Annotated in this window: 12 protein-coding genes; 1 reads left to right on the top strand and 11 read right to left on the bottom strand. The window is 44.4% G+C overall.

Annotation, left to right across the window (positions count from 1 at the left end; genetic code table 11):
• Positions 1-119: 119 nt before the first annotated feature.
• The 4 genes from A4E54_RS09145 to A4E54_RS09130 all read right to left on the bottom strand — a co-directional run bounded on the left by A4E54_RS09145 (position 120) and on the right by A4E54_RS09130 (position 2,861).
• Positions 120-875 carry a tyrosine-type recombinase/integrase gene (locus A4E54_RS09145; RefSeq protein ID WP_286725747.1) on the bottom strand — a complete coding sequence of 252 codons (756 nt, stop codon included), beginning with the start codon at positions 873-875 and terminating at the stop codon, positions 120-122.
• 384 nt (positions 876-1,259) lie between these two features.
• Complete coding sequence (locus A4E54_RS09140) at positions 1,260-1,439, bottom strand: helix-turn-helix domain-containing protein (protein WP_240085106.1); 180 nt, start codon at positions 1,437-1,439, stop codon at positions 1,260-1,262.
• A gap of 87 nt (positions 1,440-1,526) precedes the next feature.
• Positions 1,527-2,411: an RpnC/YadD family protein gene (locus A4E54_RS09135; protein WP_312038124.1), complete on the bottom strand. Its 885-nt coding sequence runs from the start codon at positions 2,409-2,411 to the stop codon at positions 1,527-1,529.
• Positions 2,412-2,459: 48 nt separating this feature from the next.
• Entirely contained in the window at positions 2,460-2,861 is a 402-nt protein-coding gene (locus tag A4E54_RS09130; RefSeq protein WP_240085108.1) for a hypothetical protein, read from the bottom strand.
• A gap of 275 nt (positions 2,862-3,136) precedes the next feature.
• Between A4E54_RS09130 and A4E54_RS09125 the strand changes: the two genes are divergently transcribed.
• On the top strand, positions 3,137-3,940 hold the full coding sequence (locus tag A4E54_RS09125) for a hypothetical protein (protein WP_286725744.1): 804 nt from the start codon (positions 3,137-3,139) through the stop codon (positions 3,938-3,940).
• Here A4E54_RS09125 and A4E54_RS09120 read toward each other — a convergent pair.
• The 7 genes from A4E54_RS09120 to A4E54_RS09090 form a co-directional block, all read right to left on the bottom strand.
• Positions 3,912-4,112, bottom strand: coding sequence for a helix-turn-helix domain-containing protein (locus A4E54_RS09120; RefSeq protein ID WP_240085110.1), 201 nt, complete (start codon positions 4,110-4,112; stop codon positions 3,912-3,914). The two genes, A4E54_RS09125 and A4E54_RS09120, sit on opposite strands and share 29 nt — an antisense overlap.
• 59 nt (positions 4,113-4,171) lie before the next feature.
• Positions 4,172-4,720, bottom strand: a complete 549-nt coding sequence (locus A4E54_RS09115) for a hypothetical protein (RefSeq protein ID WP_240085111.1) — start codon at positions 4,718-4,720, stop codon at positions 4,172-4,174.
• A gap of 55 nt (positions 4,721-4,775) precedes the next feature.
• Entirely contained in the window at positions 4,776-5,777 is a 1,002-nt protein-coding gene (locus A4E54_RS09110; RefSeq protein WP_240085112.1) for a tyrosine-type recombinase/integrase, read from the bottom strand.
• A gap of 1,022 nt (positions 5,778-6,799) precedes the next feature.
• On the bottom strand, positions 6,800-7,465 hold the full coding sequence (locus A4E54_RS09105; RefSeq protein ID WP_240085114.1) for a hypothetical protein: 666 nt from the start codon (positions 7,463-7,465) through the stop codon (positions 6,800-6,802).
• Between the two features lie 231 nt (positions 7,466-7,696).
• Positions 7,697-7,822: a hypothetical protein gene (locus tag A4E54_RS09100; protein ID WP_286725738.1), complete on the bottom strand. Its 126-nt coding sequence runs from the start codon at positions 7,820-7,822 to the stop codon at positions 7,697-7,699.
• 313 nt (positions 7,823-8,135) lie between these two features.
• Entirely contained in the window at positions 8,136-8,447 is a 312-nt protein-coding gene (locus A4E54_RS09095) for a hypothetical protein (RefSeq protein ID WP_240085115.1), read from the bottom strand.
• 164 nt (positions 8,448-8,611) lie between these two features.
• Positions 8,612-10,296: Ig-like domain-containing protein (locus A4E54_RS09090; protein ID WP_286725735.1), on the bottom strand; the 1,685-nt coding region annotated here is incomplete at its 5' end.

The raw sequence follows: 10,296 nt of genomic DNA, 5'->3' as shown, positions 1-10,296 counted from the left end.
AGATTGATTTTTAAATGAATATATATGCGCTGAAAAAGCCACCGCTTTATAAAATAGTGGCTTTTTCAGTGCCCTTGATTATATTGGCTTTATTGATTTTGGTGTGTCAATTGGTGTGCCTACTCTGTCAATAGGTTGGCGATGCTCTCCCCCTGCCTTACAGCATGAGCGTAGATCGCCGCCGTGGTAGCGGTACTGGAGTGACCCAGAAACTCGGATACCGCCGCCAGAGATTTCCCCTCGTCAAGAAGGATAGATCCGGCTCCATGGCGAAGTGCATGTAATTTCGTATGCTCCAGCCCTGCCCTTTTGAGTGCGTAGTTCATTGTACGCCTGATGGCGTCTTCCCTGACGACTCGCCCCTCGTGATGAAATATCAGGCCCGTTACCGACATAACCTTGCGTTCCTTCATGGCAGCAAGCAGAGTCAGGGTTTCGACATCCAGTTTCATTGTGCGCGGGCTGGCTTCCGTTTTTGTATCATCCTTCTCCTTTCGGTGCCTTACGTCCGCTGCCCTCATGATAGTCAGCGTCCCTTTTGCAAAGTCTACGTCTGACCAATGCAGCCCCAGTATCTCGCCCAACCGGGCGCCTGTAAGGGCTAGGAGCCGGATTACAAGATAGTATTTGTACTGTTTGGCCGCTGCCAGCAGCCGGACTAATTCGTCGATGGTAAGAACCTTCGGTTTTTTCTTCGGCACTCGTGGGGTGCGTAATCCCACGGTAGGATCCACGATCAGGATGCCCCATGCGACCGCTTGTTTCAGGGCCGTCTTCAAGGTGCCGTAGAAACCTTTTACGGTCTTGGGCTTGACATTACCGAAACACCCTTTGGGCAAGGCGTCCTGTAGGGCCATGCCGTTGAGATTATACATCGGCAAGTGGCCCACCAGAGGCTTTAACCGCCGGACGTGGTACGTATATGTCTCATGCGTCCTATCTGATACGCTGTCACTATTCTTTATCCCCGGTAGCCACTTCTTCTCAAGATAATCGCCCACGGTCATTGCCAAGGAAGTCGGCCCCAGCCGCTTTTTTAATTCCGTTTCCCATTGAGATGCCCATTTTTTCGCTTGTGATTCGGTGCCGTTGAAAAGCTCCCGTTCGTAAATCCGCTTACCCTCGGCATCCCTCCCATGAAAACTAAAACCAGGAACTTGTTGGGCCCTTTTTTGCGTATCTCGGCCATATTTATTTCCCTCCAAAGTGGAAGGACTAGACAGGGATATTAATTCGCCCTTGTCTAATCCTTCTCCTGCCTAACCTAGCTTTTTTGTACTTTTTTCCAGATACTCTTCCACCGCTGACTCCGGTATCCTAATTCGTCGCTCAGAAAGCCGGATGAACTTTAACCGATGGCTGGCAATAAGCTCGTAAACATATGATTTCTTAACTTGAAGTAGCTTAGCTACCTGGGCTGCAGTATAAATCTTCTGCATGATAGCGACCTCCTATAATTGACAAATATAAAACCCCCGGCAAAAAACCGGAGGTTCAAGAAGTATTTAGTTTCCTGGTTTGTTTATTTAATTTGGTATTAGTTCTTTTAAGGCAAGTTCAAATTCTTCCATGGTTCTAGCCTTGACTGCCCGGCGCAGGATTTTCTTCAGCAAATCTCTATCATTTACTGCTGATAAGCTTTCTTTAATCCAGGCTGGCCTCTGACCGGTGTTTTCTTCAAGAGCTTCAATTATTGCTTCAGCTATTCCTTCACCGAGGCCCTTAGCCTCGCCCCTGGCTTCCCACTCTTCCCGGATGCCGTCAAACAGCGGTAAGTTTTCCAACTTGCTCACCTCCAGCACTTTTAAAATTAGGTCCTTCGGGAACCTCAATGATGACAGAGCCGCAAGTGCTACATACAGGATCGACCTTTCGTCCTCTGTTTCTACTTCGCTTTGCAAACGCTTGGCGCATTTATCTAGTACCGCTTCGGGCAGTTCATCATGACTCATCAGTGGTGTCAGGGGCAGTAGGCCCACCGGTCCCCGGTAAAGCAGTTCCCGGCCGGCAATGTCCTGTAAATTGATTTGTCGGTAGTTGAAATCAACTACTGTCAGGTCAAGGCATTCTAACAGGTACCGCCCATCATGCCGGCTGCCGCCGGTCAGGTTGATTATTACCGGGTAAACTGGTTTTTCGTGCCGGCAGTGGTGCATGGCCGTATATTCCAGTAGCCTTCTCGCCATTTTTCGGTCCGGCCTGGCCTGAAATTCAACTAACATTAGATACTCGTAGCCGTCTTCACGAACTTTGACCAGCGCGTCAGAAGTACGTTGTACGGCCACTGCTTCTTTGTCTTTATCCTCGATTTGCTCTGTGGCAACCGGTACACCCCGGACAAAAGAGGCGATCTTGTCCATGTACCGTTCAGCCAGGGCTTTGATGATCATGTCATATTCGGCCAAAGGCATCAACTCCTTGGTGGTTATAATTATATCAGAAATATTAATTAGAAAAAATTATTTAACTAGTGGAACAGTAGGACTATTTTTATAAACAAGCTTAATATCTTTCACCGGATTCGGAGCACCCAGGGGGATACTTTCTAACCCAGGCATCGCTAATCTGATTACTCTCTCGTTGTGTTGAAAAATATTGTCTACGATTCTTTTATCGGCTTTAAGCCAGCCCGATTTTTTTGTATAATTTGAAATAGTGCCTAAAAGGATAATTTCCTTGTCAGTTAAGACAAGAGGCTTTTCATGACTCCAAATTTGTTTATATTGAATAAGATTATCAGAAATTTTTCTTGCACGCTTTCGCTTTATTGCTCTCGTAGCTGTAACGGGATCAAGTCGCTCCTTGATTTCTCCTGTGCCGTCTGCTGCAAAAACAACCTTCGTAATAGGTGGAAAAAGCAAAAAAATCCCTCCCTTAATAAACAGAGCAAAAACGCTCTCCCGCAGTGCGGGGGCGGTTGAAACCGGGCCGCTACCGGTTATTCCAGCAAAATTACCCTGTTTGTAATTATTTCGACGTATCTAAGGGGTAGAATGGCTCTACTGTCTCGCTAATTGGTTAACATATATTACATATTTACATTATACGGCAACAGTATATTATAATCAAGAACAATTTTCTCATATTTATGTTTTTCGTATACCGTGATATTATTAAAAATGGAGGTGTACGTACCATGTGGTTAAGACCAGGGACACTGCTTGATTTGACTATAATTGCACGAAGCATAACATCTTACACTCTGGCAAAGGAGCTTGCTCTGTCAGCTGGCTCTATTTCCAATTATGTTTTAGGTTCAAGAAATATCAAACCAGGTGCTATTCATGACCTTGCACAACGGTGGGCAAGTTGCATTAGACCGACAATACCTGAATTTAGTCCAGCAATTCCAGAGGGTTGGACAGCCGAAGAGTACCTTAAAGATGCCTTTCACAGCGCCTACGATGCGGATGATTCATTACGATCACTTGTCGAGGAAGAACCTTGGCTTACTGGTTTTGCCTGCTGCGCTGCTCAGGTATTGTCACCTTGGAGTAAATCAATTAACTTTGATGAGTTCAATAGTAACGAAGCGCGATTACTCATAGAAACAATAGTCACTAAACCACAAGATAATGAAATGGGTTTATACCTTGCAATGAAATATATTTTATGGCGTATTAAAACACGTGAAGGCTATTACCTAGAAGATTCTACTGAAACAAAGACAATTGAGACCAGAGAAATTTGGCCTATTCCGTACATTAAACGAGAAGATAGCGGTAATAGTTTGCTACGAGATTTGCCATATGTGCCGTGGTTAAAAAAAGCTTCAACACTAGATGTCCTAGCACTCTGTAATTTCGTTTCTCTAGGAATCGCTAATAATCAACAAGATTTACCTGGAATCCTACTTGATTATCCTGCCTTTACATGTTCTTGTAACTTAAGAGACGATAAGATAGAGTTTCTTATTCAGAAGCCTTTTTCTCGTCGCTAAACAGATCATCAATATCCACTTGCTTTATACGAATACTCCCGCCTATTCGGTGAGCTTTTAACTGACCTCGCTGAATCATCCGGTATACCGTAGCCTTTGAAACTCTTAAAATTATTGCAACTTCCAAAACGGTTAATAATGCATTATCATTAGATACACTTGATAATTTCATGAAATTACCTCCTACAATGTTTTTAAACGCCCCCGCGTAAATCCGTGCGGGGGTTCCTATCACTTATTACTTTCTTCATCATAATCCTTAGAAGAACATCCAAATATTAAAGCACCTGAAACCTCTCTTTCAACCATATCCAGGTCAATAAGCCAATTACCTGCCTTTATGCGTAATATAGACGTTGGGCGATTAGGTTTCGCTTTTGCCGTTACCACCGGCCACTCATACCGAAAAAGTTTCCCCCAAATTCTTTTCCCCATAATACTCTTGACCTGTTCTGATACTGTAAAGTCAGCAGGTATTCGCATACACATTTCAAAACGTTCCTTGCTTTTTTTATCCGGATAAATCGTATAGACCTCATTACATTGCGGCTCATAAATGAAAATAATACCGCAAAAAGCCAATTTAAGGCGAAAAGCCGCTTCGTCCCTTCGAGATTCTATAAAATGACATACACGATTACTTAACATATGACTTAAAAAAAGTCGGGCAGTCTGAAAATTTCTTTTGGTTGCTGGCTTTCCAAGTATGCGGCTTAAATACATTTCAGTCGCGTGAGAACTTATATAAACTCGTTTTGGAAGTACGTATTTATCTAACATAAGCCCCTACTCCCAGGTTGACTTTCCATCGATAACCACTCTCCAACCAAGATTGTCACTCAGAGTTCAACAAATTGGCCGGCGCGTAGATGTAAGTTACCTCTACCCTGCCATGGCCAAGGACCTCGGCGGTCTCCTTCCTGGCCATGTCCATAGCTTTTTCCCTGATCATACCAGAAGACAAGCTTTCCCTAAACCGCGTGATAATGAATTCACGGCCAAAAGAGTGCCGCAGCCCGTGGGGCGTAAGAGCGCCCCTATCACCGGGAATCAAGTTATGGCCGGTAATTTTCCGCTCCTGATCTTGAATTTCCTTACGGTGATTGTAAATAAAATTTTCCACTTCCTTTTTGTAAACGTGGACCTTCATACCAGCAGGAGTAAAAGCGTAGCCGCCCCTGGGAGAGTTCTTCAGCGCCTCGTTAAAGACAGCTACAGCCCTGTCACTAAGAGGCACATCCCTGGGGCGGCCACCTTTGGTGTTTTTCAAATGTAATACGCCAGACTTCAGCGCATCCTCAACCACGGAGCGCCGGAGGCTGGCCGCTTCGTCCAGCCTCATTCCCGTGGCCCTGATCGCTTCCATGGTCCTGGCGATATCATACCGACCAATTGACACAGCCCTGGCCTTCATCTGAGAAAGTTCACGTTCCGTCCAGGCTCTGTCCGCCCTCCCGTCCGGAGTGCTGCCCAGCCCCATTTCCTTATTTGCCGTCTTACTATCTTTTATGCTATACCTTGCCTGCGGGATCTGCCGGTGCAGGTATCTTATCCCGCTCAGATCGTTTTTTATATACTTATCGCTACAGCCGCGACTTTTCATGTGCGCCGCGTAAGCCTCAAGATGCTTGTCCTGGATATTTTGAAGCTTTTTCAGCTTAAAGTGTCCTCCCACAAATTTGATAAACCTCTCAGCAGCTGCGATGTAACGGTACTTCGTTTCAATGCTCCCCTGGCTGGCTCCCCTGATCAATTTTTCTAACTGTGCACCGAGATTATCCACCACACCCATGCCAGTTTTCTTATACTTGTACTTGATAATGGAAATATAAACCACCCCCTAAAAGATTAAAACCGGCTACATAGCCGGTAAGTATTTGATATATTGCTATAAAATCAAAAAAGGTTCAGACTATATCTGACCCTTTAAAAAAGCATACATCCACTTAATCCCCTGATGCCATCTCTCGCGGTTCTCTTTTTAAGCGAACCCTGAAGACCTTGCGCTCCGCGAACTTGGCGAGGTATTTCTGGCCGTCTCTGTCTTACTCCGCTCCTTTAAAAAATCGCATCAGCGATTTTTTAAATCGCTCCGCAGACAGAGACGGCAACGGGTGTTATATTATCAAAGTTCAGTTCGTTGAACACCGGGGTGCCACACAACCCAAAGGGCGGAGCTTACGCTCCGGTGGCGAAGGCACTTACGTCTTTTTGAGACTGCTCGATCATCGTGCTGTGCCTTTTTAGCCGTATTTTATGGGGTCAGCTGCCAAATCCCCACTCAACCAAGCATCCACTTGGTTCGGTAAAATAAACCCGGCGCGCTATAGCGCGTCCATGCCGCTGCCCGGCAAGTGGCCTTTAATACCCGGAACACACGTCTCCACCGTGGTTTTTCCTCCGGTGAACCTGCTTTCGTCCAATTCTGGTGAAACTCATCTTCGCCTTCAGCAGTCGGTTCAGATACACCGCACCATATTGTCTACACACAGATCCAAACCTGGGCTTTGCCTGTCGCCCTTTTCCGCACAGCCTCGCTCTTCGCTTTGGCCTTGCTCCCCAAGTTACACCCGCTCTTCGCTGGGACTTTACCTGGAGCCGATTCTTCAGCAGTTGCGCTCATCGCCCTCAACATGCTCCGGAGCTTCCATCCGCACTATTCTTGGAGATAGAATAGTAGAAAAATCCCATAAACCTTACCTCATCAGATGTGCAATATGCCGGCATCACGCCTGCATCTGATGTTTTTCCTTCTTGCCGTTTGGCGTCACGCATTAAGCATGAAGGGTACGTAGTGTAGGATTAATTATACAATACAATAATACCATAGACACCATAAAATGCAAGGTCTTAAAAGTATTATCCCAGCGGATTGAGTGATTCGTATTGTGCCACCCACTTACCACGGTCTAAATATATTTTTTTGAGGTTAACCCCTTTTGCAAGTTCCAGCAGGGCATATCCTTCCAATTCATTGAAACCGGTATCAAAGGGATGCGGCAGATATTTCTCCAAAAAATACATCTTCACTATTCTATTTTTTACGACTCGGTACTGGAATCCTTTTTGCTTTAAGTCTTTTGGCGGTCGTAAGTCCTCGCCGATGGCTTTTTTTCGCCATCTGCCCAGGGCGTCTCTCAAGCCTTCTTCCCGCCTGGTTAATACTTCTATCTGTTTTGTAAGCTCTTCTGTTATTTTCTCCCTTGCCTCTATTTCACCGTTTATCTGCTGACGGGCTTGTTGTTTTATGTTTTCCACCACTTCAGGATGAACAAGTGAGTTTTGTAGTATTTCAATTTGTTTTTTCTGTTTTTGGTTTTCCTGCTGCAAGGTATTAATTATAGCTATGTTTTTGTCTATTTGAGTCTCGTAGCTGTTAATGAGGGTGATATATTCTTTTTCCGTCATTTCCACGGTAATACTGCCCTTACGGCCTTTTTTATCGAATATGATTTTTGTCGCTTCTTCCAGGGTGTCATAATAGCTGCTACTAAATAGGCTCAGGCCGTCAATTCGGAATTTCATATTCTCCCCCCTCAAATTTAAATGGCAGTGGGGAAGTCTTACCCGCTGCCATTTAATAAGTATTGCTTATATATTATCATATACACTATCTTCCTCGTTGTCCCAGTCGTCAAATGCTGATTCGGCTATTTTCAGCCATTCCATAAGGATATCATCCGCATCGTCCGGTATTTTAACCACCAGCTTTCAAGATGTTATTAGATCAGGAGTAGGGCACTGTTTATATGTTAGTCATCCGACAGCCCCAGTTCTTTCCACCTCTTCGGCCTTTACTCCCAGGCCGGCCTTTATCTCAGCTTCGCCCTGGGCTATTGCCTCTGCATCTTCCGGTGTTATATCCTCTTCCGGCCATATCATTGATTCAACAATTATTCTCAGGGCATTCGTTTAGCCGATCAATTAAGGCTTTTACAATTTCCTTTGAGTCCATCCTAATCCTCCCACAACTATTATATCCTTTGGATTTTGCTCTAGAAAAGATATTTTATTTATCATCCCGCAGCACTACCTCTGCTTGGGCAGGCAGGTAGATCTCAATGTCGTTTTCCAACATCGCCTTATAACCTTCTGCCACTTCTTCTAAATGGTCGATTTTTTGAGCCACTTAAAACACCTCCCTTCGAACGATGGAAAAAGCACCCGGCAGGTTTTCCCCACCGGGACTTTTTTTCTAATCCAGTTGTACACTTTGTACTATCGCGTAATATGCCATTGGCACATTTACACTTTGCTGACCTATCAAGGGCACGTTTACCGCAGGTATTTCCACAGTTATGTTTGCAACATAACCTGATGCTTTGGCTGTGATATCATGGGGAACTGAATCGCCGGTATCGACTGTTTGAAAACTGTTGATAGTGTAAATTCTGGATTCCATCATTTCATCAAACGTGTCTTCAAAATAACGTTTCGCTTTAGTTTCGTTTAAAGCTACATCTTCTAGATTGCCATCAATATTAGCTGCGCTGGCGGCGTAATTCATCGCTTCTCCAAACCATTCGTATTCGGCATTGGCTACCCGCTAGACCGAAACTCCTATACCTGTTCCAAATGCCAGTATTGTTAGAAGAAAAATCATGAAGATGGTAAGGAGATATATGCTTATAAAACCTTTTTCGTTTTTAAGCATTTAAGTAAGTCACTCCTTTATTGTGCCAGACTGTTTACACCTGACCCATATACCTCTAGTTGACCAGTTATTGAATCCAAATTCTGTTTATCATATTTTTCTTCCACCGATCTCACACAATCCCAACTAGCAAAAACAAGTTTTTCTTCGAATGTATATTCCTTATAGTCAATATTAACAACGATATTGGAAACCGTTATGTCATAGTTTTTAGGTTCTGTACAAACTTCCTTACCTAAAAACACGTCATATATATTTGCCCCGTTCATGGCCCATTGTTCTTTGAATGTCGCGGTAGCTGTGTGGCCGTCTTCTGATATTTCCATTGGAATTGTTGTTACTCCTACCGGGTCCAGCGGGTGCCCAAAAGTGAAATTCGGGTTTTGTGTCGGATATGAGAGTTCGGCACTCACTATACGCCATTCTGTTATTTTGTTACAGTTTGGTTCTTTTGGTTCGCAACCGCGTTCTGTTGGTTTTGGTGGTGCTACTGTTGTGTCGTAGTCAACGGAACTGTCCTTCGTTACTTTTGTCTTTACCGGCAAGGTGAGTGTTGCAGTAACAACATCTGTCCACATTGCCCTGTTTGGATCGCGGTATTGTTTTCCGTCTTGGCTCACTGCCTGGAATGTTAAACTGCCATTGTTGCTTGATGACGGCACTTCTTCCTCTTGTTCCTCAACAACCAATTCTGCTTGACCGGTAATAGTAGTACCACCTACTGTATATGTTGCTGTAATCATAGTATCGCCCTGGGACATGCCGGTTGCCAAACCGGTATTGCTTATTGTGGCGATTGATTCGTCATCTACTATCCATGTGCATGAGGCAGTTACGTTTTGGCCGTTTCCTGCTTGCTTGCCCTGTGGGTAATAGGTTGCGGTGTACTGCTGGGTTTCGCTTTCGTATATTGTCGCGGTAGAAGGCGTCACAACTAGTTCAGGCGTGATGAGTGCAGCGCCGGGGACCAAAGGAACAGTTATATACCAAATGCTGTTGTCGCTGCGCTGGTGCCACATGCGTCCCATACCCCATGTGTATTGTGTGGGGGGGACAAGGATGTGGACATACTGGGACCAGTTGTTCCAATATGGGGAGCTGCCGCCTAGGGAAATATCTGAATAATAAATTGCTATGCCTTTTTGTATGTTTGGTAGGTATTTGGTGTCGCCGTCAAAAGAGTTTAACACAGCTCCTTCAATGTTGTACCAAGGATCAACAATCCATTTTCTGTCTTCAAGATAACCACCAGCCCAAGCATCGTGTGGGTATGCAGGGTTACTGTAGTCCTCATCATTGTAGGTGAAACCTAAATATCGATACTGAATCTCATCACTATTAGTCTGTGGACCAAGACTCTCTGATTCTGTACTAGTATCGCCATGAGGATCGCCGTAAACCAAAGCACCATAAGTGTTGTTGCTACTGCCTATAGTGACACCAGAAAGTCCACCTATTTGAATCCAGTTTATTTGTTTATCTACAATATTCGTTTCAGTAAAATATTCTGGTCCCAATAAATCTTTATACTGGCTATACAATTCTTGGTTTGCATAATTTACAGCTTCTTGCTTGTTTGTTGGGAATTGATTTTGGTTAGCATATGTTTTTGTCAGAAAAAATAAAAGTGTTAATGCTACCGCATAATGACCAAAAACAGCTGGTATAAGTTGTCCATGTTTTGACGGATAAAGTGACCAAA

This window comes from Pelotomaculum sp. PtaB.Bin117, assembly GCF_002067195.1.
GTDB classification, from domain to species: Bacteria; Bacillota; Desulfotomaculia; order Desulfotomaculales; family Pelotomaculaceae; genus Pelotomaculum_D; species Pelotomaculum_D terephthalicicum.
The sequence above is the reverse complement of the archived record's forward strand: the minus strand, read 5'-3'. Positions and strand labels throughout refer to the sequence as shown.

What these genes read in the sequence shown, in the direction of transcription:
- A4E54_RS09145 (WP_286725747.1), bottom strand. Translation starts at nt 875, where the DNA reads ATGTATAATCTCAACGGCATGGCCCTACAGGACGCCTTGCCCAAAGGG.
- A4E54_RS09140 (WP_240085106.1), bottom strand. Translation starts at nt 1,439, where the DNA reads ATGCAGAAGATTTATACTGCAGCCCAGGTAGCTAAGCTACTTCAAGTT.
- A4E54_RS09135 (WP_312038124.1), bottom strand. Translation starts at nt 2,411, where the DNA reads ATGCCTTTGGCCGAATATGACATGATCATCAAAGCCCTGGCTGAACGG.
- A4E54_RS09125 (WP_286725744.1), top strand. Translation starts at nt 3,137, where the DNA reads ATGTGGTTAAGACCAGGGACACTGCTTGATTTGACTATAATTGCACGA.
- A4E54_RS09120 (WP_240085110.1), bottom strand. Translation starts at nt 4,112, where the DNA reads ATGAAATTATCAAGTGTATCTAATGATAATGCATTATTAACCGTTTTG.
- A4E54_RS09115 (WP_240085111.1), bottom strand. Translation starts at nt 4,720, where the DNA reads ATGTTAGATAAATACGTACTTCCAAAACGAGTTTATATAAGTTCTCAC.
- A4E54_RS09105 (WP_240085114.1), bottom strand. Translation starts at nt 7,465, where the DNA reads ATGAAATTCCGAATTGACGGCCTGAGCCTATTTAGTAGCAGCTATTAT.
- A4E54_RS09100 (WP_286725738.1), bottom strand. Translation starts at nt 7,822, where the DNA reads ATGATATGGCCGGAAGAGGATATAACACCGGAAGATGCAGAGGCAATA.
- A4E54_RS09095 (WP_240085115.1), bottom strand. Translation starts at nt 8,447, where the DNA reads ATGAATTACGCCGCCAGCGCAGCTAATATTGATGGCAATCTAGAAGAT.